A 14,294-nucleotide genomic window follows, 5' to 3' on the forward strand; every position below is an offset into this window, starting at 1 on the left:
TGGCTCAATCGAAGCGCCAACGCACGCCCGCATAGACGCCACTGCCTTCGCCCGGCGTCGAGCGCGCCACATCCTTGCCCGCATCGTCATAGCCTGGTGTGACCGTGGCGGCGTAGTGACGGTTGCCGAGGTTGCGCATCTCCGCCCACGCCTGCCAGCGGCCATCGGGTGCGTCGTAACCGATGCGGCTGCCGAAGATCACATGGCTGTCGGCCCAGTAGCTGTTGGCATAGTCCACCGCGATGCGTGAGGCGTATTCGGTGTTCAGCGCGGCGTACAGACCGGATGCGTGATCGAAGCGCAGCTCAGCCTGGTAGCTGTGGCGTGGCAGGCCCGGCAGGCGGTTGCTGCCGAAGCGCGCATCGTGGCGGTAACGGAAGTCGCTGAAGGTGTACGCCTGGCGCAACGACAGGCGTCCCGGCGCGGCCTGCCACAGCGTGCTGTCCAGGCCGGCTTCGATGCCACGGTGCACGGTGGGGCTGGCGTTGTTTTCTGCGATGAACAGGTTCGGCACCGGCTGCAGCTCCACGCTCAGCAGTTCGTGGTTCACATGCGCGTAGTAGCCGGTCAGTTCCCAACGACCGAGCGCAGCGTCGCCACGTGCACCCAGTTCCAGCGTAGTGGCGGTCTGGTTCTGCATCGGCACCGGCGCGCGCTGGCGGCCCGTGGACGGGCCATTGCCCGGCCCGAAATACTGGTTCGAACCCCAGATCATCGACCACGGATGCGGCGCTTCCACCGAATGGCTGAGGTTGCCGAACCACTGCGTCTGCGCGCTGTGCTGCCAGGTGAAACCCAGTCGCGGCGCGTAGTCCCAGTCATGATCGCGCAGGCGGCCGCCGCTGCTTGGCCAGGTCACCTGCACATCGCGGCGGGTGTTGATCAGTGCCAGTCCGGTCTGCATGCGCAGGCGGTCGTTCAAGGCGAGGGTATTGCTGACGTGCAGCGTGCTGTCGGTGCCGTGGTGGCGGAAGTCGCGCGTGCGCGTGCCGGCGGCATGGCCGTTGCTGGCAAAGCGCAGCGACTCGCGCACGTCGGCATCCAGATCGTGGGTGACGCGCAGGCCGATGGTGGTGTCGCTGTCCAGCCCGAACAGCGTGTGGTGATGGCGGTAATCCAGCGTGGCGTTGAGGTTGGCGTAGTCCAGCTGCTGGCGGTACAGGCTTTCGTTCAGGTCCATCGGATATTTGTGATAGACCAACCCGGCCTGCAATGAGGAATCCTCATCGATCTGCAGCGTGGTGACATTGCCCAGCCAGGTGCTGCCCGGCTGCGGGCGGCGCGCATCGATGGCCAGGTTGGCCGGATTGGCCGCACGCGGGTCGTTGCGGATCTGGTCGCGGGTCAGGCGCCCGGGTGTTTCGTGGTTGGTTTCGCGGTAGCGCACGAAGAAGCGCGTCTGCAGATCGGGCGTGATCTGCCATCCCACATTGGCCATCGCACCCTTGCCGTCGCCGCGCGCGTGGCGCTGGTAGCCGTCGAATTCGGTGTCGGTGTAGGCCAGGAAGTAGTCGACATCACCGCTGACGCCGCCCCAGCTCAGGCCGCGCTTCTGGTAGCCACGGCTGCCGGCCTCGTAATGCAACTGCCCGCCCGCCGAATCACGGCCGCTGCGGCTGACGTAATCGATGGCGCCGCCGAGCGCGAGCGCGCCGCGTTCGAAACCGTTGGCCCCGCGCAGCACTTCCACGCGCGACAGCCACAACGGTTCCAGCAGTTCATAGGGCGTGCCACCTGGACCGGTCAGTGGCAGCCCGTCGATCGAAACTGCAATACCAGACGCATGCGCACCCGGACCGCGGTTGATGCCTGAGCCGCGGATGGACACCTTGGTGCCCTCGTTGCCCGGGGACTGCGCGCTGATGCCGGGCTGGTAGGCCAGCACATCAACGCTGCTGGACAGGCGGCTGTCAGCCTTGGCGACGTCGATGACATTGCTGGCTCCCGGCACGCGCTTCAGTTCCGCGCGTGCCTGCGCACTGGCATCGGCGGCGGTGACCTGCACGGCATCGAGAGTGGTGGCCTGCGGGGCGGCCTGGGCAGTGACGGCCAGGCTGAAGGAAACGGCCAGGAACAGCAGCGACGGGGTGGGGCGGTGAGACGAGAGCGACATGCGAAATGCTGTAAACCACGAAAGTGGCGCGCAAGTTAACAGGTCGGGCGTGCCACGTCACCCATCGGCAGCGTATGGCCGCCCGCGCGCTTCGTAGAGTCGAGCTTGCTCGACTGCTTCTCTTCTACGGAGTCGAGCAAGCTCGACTCTACAATCGGTTTACGGCGAAGGCTTCGACAGCGCTTTCGACTTTGCGTAGAGCCGCTCGGCGGTTTCCTTCTCACCCAGCGCCGCGTGGCATTCGGCCAGGCTGTCCCACGCGTTGGCCGACTGCGGATACAGCTCGGTGTTGAGGGTGAATACCTTCAACGCCCTGCGCGCGCCGAGGCTCGCGAGGATGGCGTAGCCATCGCTGTTGATCGCGCGTTCCAGTTCGTTGGCCGCGATGCCGCTGCTGCCGCGCAACCACGCACGCAGCGCCGTAGCAGCGTCTGCATCATCGTCCAGCGCATAAGCGATCAACCGCTCGGACAGCACCGCATGCGGGAATTCCCCCGGTGCGGCCACCGCCATCGTGCTTTCCACCAACGTGCTCGACCACACATTGCGCGCACTGCCACTAGTCAGGTACACGAACACCCAGTAGCCGTCGGCCAGCGTGCCCTTGTAGGCCAGCCGCGCACGCACACGGGTGCCGCCATCGTGACCAACCTGGGTGTAGCCATCGCTGCGGGTGGTGTCCCAGCCGGTGGAGAAGAAATTGCTGCCGCCGCCGCTCAGCGTCTGTGGCTGCCAGAGCGTTTCCAGTGTGGCCGTGCGCAGCAGCTTGCCGGTGGCCAGTGCCTGCAGGAAACGGTTCATGTCGCCCACGGTGGTCTGCAGGTCGGCGTGGCCCCAGCCGTAGTTCGGCCACGGGTCTTCGTTGGCCGGTTGCAATGCGCCGTCCTTGCCGATGTACGGCACCGCCGCGCGCTGGGCCGGCACGCTGGCCACGCCCCACGAGGTGCTGGTCATCTTCAGCGGCTGCAGGATGCGCTCGCGCGCGATGACCGGATAGGGTTTGCGGTAATGCGCCTCCAGCAACGCCGTCAGCACCAGGTAGTTGGCCTGGGTGTACTGCACGCGGCTGCCGGTGGCGAACTGCATCGGCGCGGCGGCGGCCACCTTCAGCGCAGCCGCAAGATCCGGCGCAACGCCGCTGTAGCCCTTGCTCACCCAGCGGTTGTCGACCCGGTCGTAGTACTCGCCGATGCCCGAACTGTGATTGAGGAAGTCGCGCACCGGGATCGTTCGCCAGGCGGCCGGCAGGTCCGGTACATAACGGCTGGCCGGTGCATCCAGATCCACCTCGCCCTGGTCGACCAACTGCATCACCAGCGTGCTGGTCAGCAGCTTGGCCATCGACTGCGCTGCGAAGATCGTATCGACGGTGGCAGGTGCATGGCTAGCGGGATCACGATCGCCGCTGGCGCCCTGGTAGAGCACCTGTGCGTTGTGGGCGACCAGCACCGCTTGCCCTGCGATGCCGTAGCGTTCGCGGTTGGTCTGCAGTTGCGTGTCCAACCGGGTGGCCACGCCGGACGGGGCTGAGAACGCGACGCCCGGAAGCAGGCACAGCAGGGCAACGCTATAGCGAAGCAGTCGGTTCATGACGGATCAACCCAAGGGTGAGGCCGCACTATGGAAACCCCATTGTGGCCCGGTCAAGGGCCATCGGTGGGTGGGTGCGATGCCGGCCAGCGGCCGGCACTACCACGCGTTCGCTGGCCGCCTACCGTGGATCAGCCGAGAGTGTCCGGCAGAACCCGATGTTTCCGGTAGTGCCGGCCGCCGGCCGGCACCCCTGGATCAGCCCAGAATTCCCGGCAGATCCAGCCCCTTTTCCTTCGCGCAGTCGATCGCGATCTCATAGCCCGCATCGGCATGGCGCATCACGCCGGTCGCCGGGTCGTTCCACAGCACGCGGCCAATCCGCTTCGCCGCTGCCTCGGTGCCGTCGCACACGATCACCATGCCGGCATGCTGCGAGAAGCCCATGCCGACACCACCGCCGTGGTGCAGCGACACCCAGGTCGCGCCGCTGGCGGTGTTGAGCAGGGCGTTCAGCAGCGGCCAGTCGGACACCGCATCGGAACCGTCAGCCATCGCCTCGGTTTCGCGGTTCGGCGAGGCCACGCTGCCGCTGTCCAGGTGGTCGCGGCCGATCACCACCGGTGCCTTCAGTTCACCGTTGGCCACCATCTCGTTGAAGGCCAGGCCCAGTCGATCACGGTCGCCGAGGCCGACCCAGCAGATGCGCGCCGGCAGGCCCTGGAACTTGATCTTCTCGGCGGCCATGTCCAGCCAGCGGTGCAGGTGCGGGTTGTCCGGAATCAGCTCCTTGACCTTGGCATCGGTCTTGGCGATGTCTTCCGGGTCGCCGCTCAGTGCCGCCCAGCGGAACGGGCCGATGCCACGGCAGAACAGCGGGCGGATATAGGCCGGCACGAAGCCGGGGAAGTCGAACGCGTTGGCCACGCCTTCTTCCAGTGCCATCTGCCGCAGGTTGTTGCCGTAGTCCACAGTCGGCACACCCAGTGCGTGGAAGCCGAGCATGGCGCGGATGTGGTTGGCCATCGAGGCGCGCGCAGCCTTCTCCACGTCCTTCGGCGCGGACACGCGCTTGTCGTCCCATTGCTCGACGGTCCAGCCCTGCGGCAGGTAGCCGTTCACCGGGTCATGCGCCGAGGTCTGGTCGGTCAGCAGGTCCGGTTTCACGCCACGCTTGAGCAGTTCGGCCAGCACGTCGGCCACATTGCCCAGCAGGCCCACCGACTTCGGGGTGCCGGCCTTGCAGGATTCGTCGATCAGGCGCAGCGCTTCGTCCAGGTTGTCGGTCCAGGTGTCCAGGTAGCCGGTGCGCAGGCGCATGTCGATGCTGCTCTTGCGGCACTCGACGGCCAGGCACGAAGCGCCGGCCATCACCGCGGCCAGCGGCTGTGCGCCCCCCATGCCACCGAGGCCGCCGGTGAACAGCCACTTGCCGGTCAGGTCGCCGCCGAAGTGCTGGCGGCCCATTTCCACGAAGGTCTCGTAGGTGCCCTGCACGATGCCCTGTGCGCCGATGTAGATCCAGCTGCCGGCGGTCATCTGGCCGTACATGGCCAGGCCCTTCTTATCCAGCTCGTTGAAGTGGTCCCAGTTGGCCCAGCGCGGCACCAGGTTGGAATTGGCGATCAGCACGCGCGGTGCATCGGCGTGGGTGCGGAACACGCCCACCGGCTTGCCCGACTGCACCAGCAGGGTCTGGTCGTCGTCTAGGCGCTTGAGCGTTTCGACGATCGCATCGAAGCTCTCCCAGTCGCGCGCGGCGCGGCCGATGCCGCCGTACACCACCAGTTCCTGCGGCCGCTCGGCCACGTCCGGGTGCAGGTTGTTCATCAGCATGCGCAGCGGCGCTTCGGTCAGCCAGCTCTTGGCGTTGAGCGTGGTGCCGGTCGGCGCGGCGATGGTGCGGGACGGGTCGTTGCGGGTCATGCGGCGCTCCGGTTCGTAGCGAATTCAAGGCAGGCATTGAGCACCTGCGCCAGGGTGTGGCGCAGCGGTGCGGCGTGGTCAGGGTCGAGCGGGGTGGGCCAGCTGTGTTCGTCCACCTGGTCGGGCAGTGGCTCGTGCATGTAGCCGCGGCAGGCCAGCTCCATCTGCAGGCTGTGCACGCCGCCGGCGACGTTGCTGTAGTGACGGGTGATCCAGCCACCCTTGAAGCGGCCGTTGCGCACCTGGCTCATGCCACTGATCCTGAGCAGGTTCTCCACCACATCGCTCAATGCGTTGTCGCAGGAGGTGTCTGGTGCGCCGGACGGGCCGGCGGTGCCCAGGTTGAACTGCGGCAGCTCGCCGTCGAACAGATGCGGGATATGCGAGCGGATCGAATGCGCGTCGTACACCACCACGGTGCCGTGGCGTGCACGCAGGCGGGTGATCTGTGCGGCCAGTGCATCGTGGTAAGGCAGGAAATACGTGTCGCGGCGCCGGGCGATCTCGGCGTCATCCGGTTCGCGCCCGGCGTGGTACAGCGGCTGGTTGTCGAAGGTGGTCAGCGGGCACAGGCCGGTGGTGTTCTGGCCCGGATACAGCGAGACACCGCTGGGATCGCGGTTGAGGTCGATCACCGAACGCGAGATCGCCGAACGCACCGTGGTCGCGCCCATACCGCGCACGAAGTCGTACAGCTCGTGCACCCACCAGTCGGCATCGCGGCGCGCCAGCCACGGCGAGTGGTAGTGGCCGATCAGGTCGTGAGGCAGCTCGCTGCCGGTGTGCGGGAAGCTGACGATCAACGGGGCATCGCCCTCGTGCACGGTCAGCCATTCGGGATGGGCATTCATGCCTGCGGTTCCACGGTCGGCAACAGGTCGCTCAGGCCACGAGCCAGCGCACCGCTGCGCACCAGGTGGGTGGCGGTCACCATGTCCGGGTGGAAGTAGCGGTCTTCTTCCAGCGTTGGCACCTGTGCACGCAGGGTGGCACGCACGTTTTCCAGCGCAGCGCTGGAGCGCAGCGGCGCATGGAAGTCGCACCCCTGCGCGGCGGCCAGCAGTTCGATGCCGATCACGTTGGCCGCGTTCTCGGCCATCTGCATCAAACGGCGCGCGCCGTGTGCGGCCATCGACACGTGGTCTTCCTGATTGGCCGAGGTCGGGATCGAATCGACGCTGGCCGGGTAGGCGCGCTGCTTGTTTTCCGAGACCAGCGCGGCGGCGGTCACCTGCGGAATCATGAAGCCGGAATTCAGGCCCGGGCGCGGGGTCAGGAACGCCGGCAGGCCGGACAGCGCCGGGTCCACCAGCATCGCCAGGCGGCGCTCGCTGATCGAGCCGATCTCGCACACCGCCATCGCCAGCATGTCGGCGGCGAAGGCCACCGGTTCGGCATGGAAGTTGCCGCCGGACAGCGCTTCGCCGGTATCGGTGAACACCAGCGGATTGTCGGACACGCCGTTGGCTTCGATTTCCAGCGTGGTTGCGGCCTGGCGCAGGATGTCCAGCGCCGCGCCCATCACCTGCGGCTGGCAGCGCAGGCAGTACGGGTCCTGCACGCGCACGTCGTTGTCGCGGTGCGATTCGCGGATGTCCGAGCCCTGCATCAGGGTGCGCAGGGTCGCAGCGGTGGCGATCTGCCCGCGCTGGCCACGGATGGCATGGATGCGCGGATCGAACGGAGTATCCGAACCCTTGGCCGCTTCCACCGACAGTGCTCCGGTCACCAGCGCGGCCTGGAACACGGTCTCGATCTCGAACAGGCCGGCCAGCGCATAGGCGGTGGAGAACTGGGTGCCGTTGAGCAGCGCCAGGCCTTCTTTCGCGCCAAGTTCGATCGGCTGCAGGCCGGCACGCGCCAGTGCGTCGGTGGCCGGCAGACGCTCATCACCGATGAATGCTTCGCCGACGCCCAGCATCACGCTGGCCAGATGCGAGAGCGGCGCCAGGTCGCCCGATGCACCCACCGAGCCCTGCGCCGGCACCACCGGCAGCACGCCCTTGATGAGCATCGCTTCGAGCAGCAGCAAGGTTTCCTCGCGCACGCCCGAAGCGCCCTGCGCCAGGCTGACCAGCTTCAGCGCCATCATCAGGCGCACCACGCTGGCCGGCATCGGCTCGCCCACGCCGGCAGCATGCGAGAGCACGATATTGCGCTGCAGGGTGGCCAGGTCCTCGCGCTCGATGCGCACGCTGGCCAGCTTGCCGAAGCCGGTGTTGATGCCATACACCGGCGCGCCCTTGGCGACGATGGCGGCCACGGCGGCGGCACTGGCGCGCACCACCGGCAGTGCGGCCGGGTCCAGTGCCAGCGGCACACCGCGATAGACCTGCCGCCACTGGGCGAGAGTGACATGGCCGGGGCGAAGAACCAGGGTGTTGCTCATGTGTTGCTCCAGGAGGCAGGCAGGTCGGGCTGCCCGCGCACCACGCGCGCGTGCAGCGGGTTGAATCCAATGCGATAGACCAGGTCGGCGGGGGCGTCGATGTCCCAGATCGCCAGGTCGCAGTCCATGCCGACGGCGAGGCGGCCGATGCGCTCGCCATGGCCGAGTGCACGCGCCGCTTCACGGGTGAAGCTGGCGATGCATTCGTCCACGGTCAGGCGGAACAGGGTGGCGCCCATGTTCATCGCCAGCAGCGGGCTGGTCAGCGGCGAGGTGCCCGGGTTGCTGTCGGTGGCCAGTGCCAGCGGCACGCCGGCCGCGCGCAATGCAGCAATCGGCGGCAGGGTGGTATCGCGGGTGAAATAGAACGCGCCCGGCAGCAGCACGGCGACGGTGCCGGCGGCGGCCATCGCGGCGATGCCGGCGTCATCCAGATGTTCGATATGGTCGGCCGACAGCGCGCCGAAACCAGCGGCCAGTTCGGCGCCGTGCTGGTTGCTCAGCTGTTCGGCGTGGATCTTCAGCGCCAGCCCGTTCGCGCGGGCAGCCTCGAACACCTGCCGCGCCTGCGCCGGCGAGAAGGCGATGTTCTCGCAGAACACGTCCACCGCTTCGGCCAGGCCTTCGGCAGCGATGGCCGGAATCATCACGTTGCACACCTCGTCGGTGTATTCCTGTGCCTCGCGGCCTGGCGGAATCGCGTGCGCGCCAAGGAAGGTAGTGACCACGTTGACCCGGCATTCCTCGCCCAGTGCACGTGCGACCTGCAACTGCTTGCGCTCGTCGGCCAGGGTCAGGCCGTAGCCGGACTTGATCTCGATCGTGGTCACGCCTTCGGCGCGCATCGCCAGCAGGCGCAGGCGGCTTTCGCTGGCCAGCTGCTCGGGTGTGGCGGCGCGGGTGGCACGCACGGTGGAGACGATGCCACCGCCGGCGCGGGCGATCTCGGCGTAGCTGACGCCCTGCAGGCGCTGCTCGAATTCGTTGGCGCGGTTGCCGGCGTAGACCAGGTGGGTGTGGCAGTCGATCAGGCCCGGCGAGATCCAGCGCCCTTCACCGTCGATGCGGGTGGTCGGCTGCAGGTGGGCATCGCTGCCGGCGGCGCCGACGTGGACGATGCGGCCCTCGGTGCAGGCCAGTACGCCATCGCGGATGACACCCAGGCCCTCGCCATCGAGGGTGATCAGGTGGACGTTGGACCAGAGGGTATCGACGTGCATGGCATCCACAACGCGGCTGTGCTTATATGTCTATACAATATAGGCGTCCATTTCGGGTTGTCCAGCCATGTCCGATTCGCGTTCCCCGCACTGCTTCCATGCCGCCCACGCCCTGCTGGCCGAAGGCTGGGCCGGTGATGTCCGCCTGCAGGTGCAGGACGGCCGCATCGCCGCGATCAGCACCGGGCAGGGCGCGCAGGACGGTGATACCCGCGTTGGCTTGCTGGTGCCGGGCCTGCCCAACCTGCACAGCCACGCGTTCCAGCGCGGCATGGCCGGCCTGACCGAGATCGGCGGCGGTGACGGTGACAGCTTCTGGAGCTGGCGCGAGCTGATGTACCGCTTCCTGGCCCGTCTGCGCCCGGACGCGGTGCAGGCCATCGCCGCCCAGGCCTACATGGAAATGCTGGAAAGCGGCTTCACCCGCGTCGGCGAATTCCACTATCTGCACCACGATGCCGACGGCCAGCCGTACGCCGACCGTGCCGAGATGAGCGCGCGCATCGCCGCTGCCGCTGCGCAGACCGGCATCGGCCTGACCCTGCTGCCGGTGTTCTACGCCCACGCCGATTTCGGTGGCGCGCCGCCCAATCCGGCGCAGCGCCGCCTGATCCACGATGTGGACGGCTTCGCGCGGTTGCTGGATGCCGCCAGGCCGGCGTTGGCCGCGTTGCCTGACGCCGTGCTCGGCATCGCGCCGCACAGCCTGCGCGCGGTCACCGGTGAGGAACTGAGTGCGCTGCTGCCGCTGACTGACGGCCCGGTGCATATCCATATCGCCGAGCAGGTGCGCGAAGTCGAGGCCTGCCTGGCCTGGAGCGGCCAGCGCCCCGTGCAGTGGCTGTACGACCATGCGCCGGTGGATGCGCGCTGGTGCCTGGTGCATGCCACCCACATCACCGATGACGAGCGCGCGGCCATCGTGGCCAGCCAGGCCGTGGCCGGGCTGTGCCCGATCACCGAAGCCAACCTGGGCGACGGCCTGTTCCCGATGCAGGCGTTCGCGCGCGAGGGCGGGCGCTTCGGTGTCGGCTCCGATTCCAACGTGCTGATCGACGCGGCCGAAGAGCTGCGCCTGCTCGAATATGGCCAGCGCCTGACCCTGCGCGGGCGCAACGTGCTGGCCCCGGATGCCACCCGCAGCACCGGCCGCTTCCTGTTTGAAGGTGCACTGCACGGCGGCGCGCAGGCGCTGGGCGTGGCGGCCGGCCTGCAGGTCGGCGCCAGTGCTGATCTGGTCGAGCTGGACGCCGCGCACCCGGCACTGCAGGCGCGACAGGGTGACGCATGGCTTGACAGCTGGGTGTTCGCCGCACGTAATGGCGCGCTGCGATCGGTCTGGCGCCATGGCCGCCAGTGTGTGGCCGAAGGCCGCCACCTGCAGCGCGAGGCGATCACCACCGCCTTCGCCGCCGCCCTGAAGGGCGTGCTGGGCTGATCGCCCCCCGCCACCGAGACCCCACCACGTGAAGGCCAGCAAGTCCGCCACGCTCAACCAGCGTATCCGCAGCGATCTGGAAAGCCGCATTCTCAGTGGAGAGTGGGCGCCGGGGTTCCGCATCCCGTACGAGCATGAGCTGATGGAGCAGTACGGCTGCTCGCGGATGACGGTGAACAAGGTACTCACCGCGCTGGCCGAGAGCGGCATGATCGAGCGCCGCCGCCGTGCAGGCTCGTTCGTGGCGCGGCAGCCGCCGCATCTGGAGCAGGTGGCGCTGGAAATTCCGGATATCGCCATGGAGGTTGGCTCGCGCGGCCATCAGTACGGCTACCGCCTGCTGCAACGCGAGCTGCGCCGGGCCGAGGCCGGCAATGCCGGTGAGATCGAGCTGGCCGGCCAGGAAATGCTGCTGGCGATGCGTTGCCTGCATCTGGCCGATGGCCGTCCGTTGGCGCTGGAGCATCGCCTGATCAGCCCGGTGGGCGTTCCCGAGGTGCTGGAGGTTGATTTCAACACCACCGCGCCGGGCAGCTGGCTGCTGCAGAACGTGTCGTGGACGCGCGCGCAGCACCGCATCAGCGCCTGGGGCGCGGACACCGCCAGCGCCAAGCTGCTGGATGTGAAGCCCGGCACCGCCTGCCTGGTGATCGAGCGCCTGACCTGGCGCGGCGAGCAGCCGATCACCCGCGTGCGCCAGGTGTTCCTGGGGGACGCCTGGGACCTGGTGGCGCGCTTCGCGCCCGGCGCGCGGTAGGAGCTCCCTCCACGCATGGCGTGGATCTATGGGTCCGGAACGGCTGTCGTCTTGAACTCTGTTGATGCGTGTGTACGATGTGTATCGTCCCTGCATGAAGAGCAGGGACCTCATCCGGGATCTGGAGGCGGCAGGTTGGACCTGTTGCAGGATCCGCGGATCCCATCATGTATTCGTGCACCCGCAGCGGCCTCACATCATCACCGTGCCTCACCCCAGAAAGGATCTGGGTAAGGGGCTGGTTCAGGCGTTGCGGAAGCTCGCAGGACTGACGTAGGAGGTCCCATGCGCTATCCAGTCTTGATTGAGGCCGGCGATGAACGCACCGCGTGGGGTGTCATCGTTCCCGATCTGCCGGGGTGCTTCTCGGCGGCCGACACGCTTGACGATGCACTTAGTGCGGCCGAGGAATCTGCGCTTGCCTGGATCGATGCGGCCCTGGATGAGGGGCGCTCGATTCCCAATCCTTCTGCGCCACAGAAGATCGTTGCCGAGGCTTCCAGCGATACGACCTGGATTCTTGCCTACATCTGCATTGATCCGGCGCTGCTGGACGACACCATCGAGCGGGTCAACATCAGCCTGCCACGTAGAATCCTGGCGAGGCTGGATGCGCAGGCCAGAGCTGCGGGTGAATCCCGCTCCAGCTACATCGCCCGTCTCGCTGCCTTGGGCTGAGCAGGCGCCATGTGGAGCCGAGCCCACGCTCGGCTGCTGTTCGCGCGATGCGCGATGAGTCGAGCGTGGCTCGACGCTACAGGGGCATCCACGCCATGCGTGGATGTCGGTCCCCATCAGTACGTGGCGCACTGCCGCCAGCGCACCGGCTCGTCCACGCCGGGGCGGGCATTGAGCTGGATGCGGACATTGCGCAGGGCCGGGTAGTGCAGCACTTCCTCGCAGACCTGCGGCCATACCACATCCAGTTCGCCGGTGCGGTTGATCGCCAGGGTCTGGCGGGTCAACCAGACGCCACTGGCGATGCCGGGCTTGCCGGCCAGCGCGCGCGACAGATCCGCCTGGAAACGGTCCAGCGTGGCCGCATCCGGATTGGGGTTGCTGCGCGCATCGAGGGTTTCCGGCGCGGGCAGAGGTGCCATGGCGGCCGGCGTGGCCACCGGAGCGGATTCGCGGGCCGCTTCAGCGGCCACGGTCGGGGTGACCGGCGCCGCGGCAACGGGCTCGGTGCGGTCCACATGCAGGCCCTGCAGACTCACACCCACCAGCAGGCCCAGCGTCACCGAGCCCAGCGCGGCGATGGCGATCCGGCGCAGCGCTTCGTGGCGCGCACCCGCACGCACGCGCGTGTCGATGTCACCCGGCAGATAAGGCTGCAACAGGGGCCACAGGCGCGGGCCATCCAGCACCTCAACCGCCTGCTTTTCGGCGGCGGCGCGACCGTCGCGTTCGATCCGCCCTTCGGTCAGCAGCATGCCGCCCCTGGCACCAGCCAGGCGCGCGGCGGCGCCCAGTTCGTTCACCGCGGCGGTGCCGATGCGGTAGGCCAGGCCATGCTTACACGACACCAGCCACTGGTTCGGGCCATCACTGAGCACGAAATCGCTGCTCGGCTCCCGCGCATCCTCGGCCGGATCGTTCAGTTCGCGCAGCCCGCGCTGCTCGCGCAGCATGCGCTTGACCAGCACCGAGAACTCACGCCAGTGCATGCCGGCCAGGGCCTGCAGGCCAAGCTGCATCTCCTTCTGGCGCCGCTTGATCCACCACAGATAGACAACGGCCAGGGAACAGACAAGCAGGGCCGACAGCAGGGCCAGGATCCAGGGGAGCATGCGGGAGGTGCGCGGAAGGGGCGAATGCGGAAGACGACAGTGTAATCGGCGCACCGCCCCGCTGGGTCAGGAGGTTCCTGACACCAAATGTGATCAATCGCTCAGATCGGCGTAGTGCAGGCACGAAAAACCCGCCAATCCTGAAGCCGTGAGGGGAGGGAACAAACGGCAGCCGAAGCGATTGGCGGGTTGCTCGCGATTGTCAACCAGATTTTACTGCATTGCAACAATCGTCGGTCAGGGCACGCTGTCCGGCGACTGGTGGCTGCCCGGCGCGGGCGCGTCGCTGCCCGAAGCGGCCCGGGTCTCCAGCTTGGCCAGGCGCGCATGCAGGGCATCGATGCGGGCTTCCAGCGCGGTCACTTCGTCGGCGGTGGGCACATGCAGGCGCTTGAGCACCCCCTGCACCTGGTCGTCGAAGGCCTTCTCGACCTTGTTCCAGGTGCCAGAGGCTTTCTCACGCGCGTCGTCCAGTGACGATTCAACGTTGTCGCGCCAGCCAGGGCCCTGGTCGCCCTGGCGCTCACGGCGGCGGGCCTCCCAGGCTTCGCCTTCTTTCACCAGGCCATCGAAGAAGCGGCTGCCTTCGGCCTGGGCGCGGCCCAGGGCACCGAGCCCGGCCAGCCAGACCTGCTGGGCCGAATCGCTCAGCTTGCGCGAGAAGCGCTCGGCCTGGTCGCCAAACGAGGCGTCGTCGTCGCGGCGGTCGTCGTTTTCGTAACGGTTCATCGCACTTCCCGTGGGAGTTGGGCCTGCCCCGAGAGTAGCGCGCGATGGCGTTGCACGACCGTGACGGCCGCCGCAGGGATTCAGCCCAGCTTTTCCTTCAGCACGCGCCGGATCTCGCCTTCCACCATGCCCTTCATCGCCGACAGCAGGAAGCCCAGCTTGGCGGTGACACGTACGGCGCCCGGCTGCAGCTCGATCGCACCGTCCACGCCGCTGCCGGAGAAGTTCAGTACGTCGGCGGTCCAGGACGACTTCAGGCCGAATCGTTCGGACAACTTGGCGGCGACCTGTTCGATCGCCGCGCGTGCCTGTGCGTCGGGCAGGGCGTGGGCGTGGCGGACATCGATGGTGGACATGCAGGCTCCTGGCGCAGGGCGGGGATGATCAATGAGGGCGAGCATT

The 14,294-nt window shown here is 67.7% G+C and carries 13 protein-coding genes; 4 read left to right on the forward strand and 9 right to left on the reverse strand.

Annotated features, from left to right (window positions below; translation table 11 throughout):
- Positions 1 to 4 precede the first annotated feature (4 nt).
- From C9412_RS18715 to hutI, 6 genes are all read right to left on the reverse strand, one after another.
- On the reverse strand, positions 5 to 2,113 hold the full coding sequence (locus tag C9412_RS18715; protein ID WP_107232988.1) for a TonB-dependent receptor: 2,109 nt from the start codon (positions 2,111 to 2,113) through the stop codon (positions 5 to 7).
- A 159-nt stretch (positions 2,114 to 2,272) separates the two neighbouring features.
- Positions 2,273 to 3,703 carry a serine hydrolase domain-containing protein gene (locus tag C9412_RS18720; RefSeq protein ID WP_107232989.1) on the reverse strand — a complete coding sequence of 477 codons (1,431 nt, stop codon included), beginning with the start codon at positions 3,701 to 3,703 and terminating at the stop codon, positions 2,273 to 2,275.
- 198 nt (positions 3,704 to 3,901) lie between these two features.
- A complete protein-coding gene (gene hutU / locus C9412_RS18725; RefSeq protein ID WP_107232990.1) occupies positions 3,902 to 5,569 on the reverse strand; it encodes a urocanate hydratase in 1,668 nt (555 codons plus the stop codon).
- Positions 5,566 to 6,420 carry an N-formylglutamate deformylase gene (gene hutG, locus C9412_RS18730; protein ID WP_107232991.1) on the reverse strand — a complete coding sequence of 285 codons (855 nt, stop codon included), beginning with the start codon at positions 6,418 to 6,420 and terminating at the stop codon, positions 5,566 to 5,568. The genes hutU and hutG overlap by 4 nt, the downstream gene beginning before the upstream one ends.
- Positions 6,417 to 7,958 carry a histidine ammonia-lyase gene (hutH, locus tag C9412_RS18735; RefSeq protein ID WP_107232992.1) on the reverse strand — a complete coding sequence of 514 codons (1,542 nt, stop codon included), beginning with the start codon at positions 7,956 to 7,958 and terminating at the stop codon, positions 6,417 to 6,419. Before hutH ends, hutG begins: the two co-directional genes overlap by 4 nt.
- Positions 7,955 to 9,178: an imidazolonepropionase gene (gene hutI / locus C9412_RS18740; protein WP_107233018.1), complete on the reverse strand. Its 1,224-nt coding sequence runs from the start codon at positions 9,176 to 9,178 to the stop codon at positions 7,955 to 7,957. Before hutI ends, hutH begins: the two co-directional genes overlap by 4 nt.
- A gap of 67 nt (positions 9,179 to 9,245) precedes the next feature.
- Here hutI and C9412_RS18745 point away from each other — a divergent pair, with 67 nt between their 5' ends.
- The 4 genes from C9412_RS18745 (at position 9,246) to C9412_RS18760 (ending at position 12,051) form a co-directional block, all read left to right on the forward strand.
- Positions 9,246 to 10,616, forward strand: coding sequence for a formimidoylglutamate deiminase (locus C9412_RS18745; RefSeq protein WP_107232993.1), 1,371 nt, complete (start codon positions 9,246 to 9,248; stop codon positions 10,614 to 10,616).
- Positions 10,617 to 10,644: 28 nt separating this feature from the next.
- Positions 10,645 to 11,373, forward strand: a complete 729-nt coding sequence (gene hutC / locus C9412_RS18750) for a histidine utilization repressor (protein WP_107232994.1) — start codon at positions 10,645 to 10,647, stop codon at positions 11,371 to 11,373.
- 94 nt (positions 11,374 to 11,467) lie between these two features.
- Complete coding sequence (locus C9412_RS18755; protein WP_107233019.1) at positions 11,468 to 11,650, forward strand: type II toxin-antitoxin system HicA family toxin; 183 nt, start codon at positions 11,468 to 11,470, stop codon at positions 11,648 to 11,650.
- Positions 11,651 to 11,658: 8 nt separating this feature from the next.
- On the forward strand, positions 11,659 to 12,051 hold the full coding sequence (locus C9412_RS18760) for a type II toxin-antitoxin system HicB family antitoxin (protein ID WP_107232995.1): 393 nt from the start codon (positions 11,659 to 11,661) through the stop codon (positions 12,049 to 12,051).
- A 116-nt stretch (positions 12,052 to 12,167) separates the two neighbouring features.
- Here the strand turns inward: C9412_RS18760 and C9412_RS18765 are convergent, their stop codons facing one another.
- The 3 genes from C9412_RS18765 to C9412_RS18775 form a co-directional block, all read right to left on the reverse strand.
- The gene (locus tag C9412_RS18765; RefSeq protein WP_107232996.1) at positions 12,168 to 13,163 is read right to left on the reverse strand and encodes a restriction endonuclease; all 996 of its coding nucleotides are present in this window, start codon (positions 13,161 to 13,163) and stop codon (positions 12,168 to 12,170) included.
- A 237-nt stretch (positions 13,164 to 13,400) separates the two neighbouring features.
- Complete coding sequence (locus tag C9412_RS18770) at positions 13,401 to 13,892, reverse strand: phasin family protein (RefSeq protein ID WP_107232997.1); 492 nt, start codon at positions 13,890 to 13,892, stop codon at positions 13,401 to 13,403.
- Positions 13,893 to 13,972: 80 nt separating this feature from the next.
- The gene (locus C9412_RS18775) at positions 13,973 to 14,248 is read right to left on the reverse strand and encodes a polyhydroxyalkanoic acid system family protein (protein ID WP_107232998.1); all 276 of its coding nucleotides are present in this window, start codon (positions 14,246 to 14,248) and stop codon (positions 13,973 to 13,975) included.
- Positions 14,249 to 14,294: the final 46 nt, after the last annotated feature.

Source organism: Stenotrophomonas sp. Nf1, assembly GCF_003028475.1.
Classification (GTDB): Bacteria; Pseudomonadota; Gammaproteobacteria; order Xanthomonadales; family Xanthomonadaceae; genus Stenotrophomonas.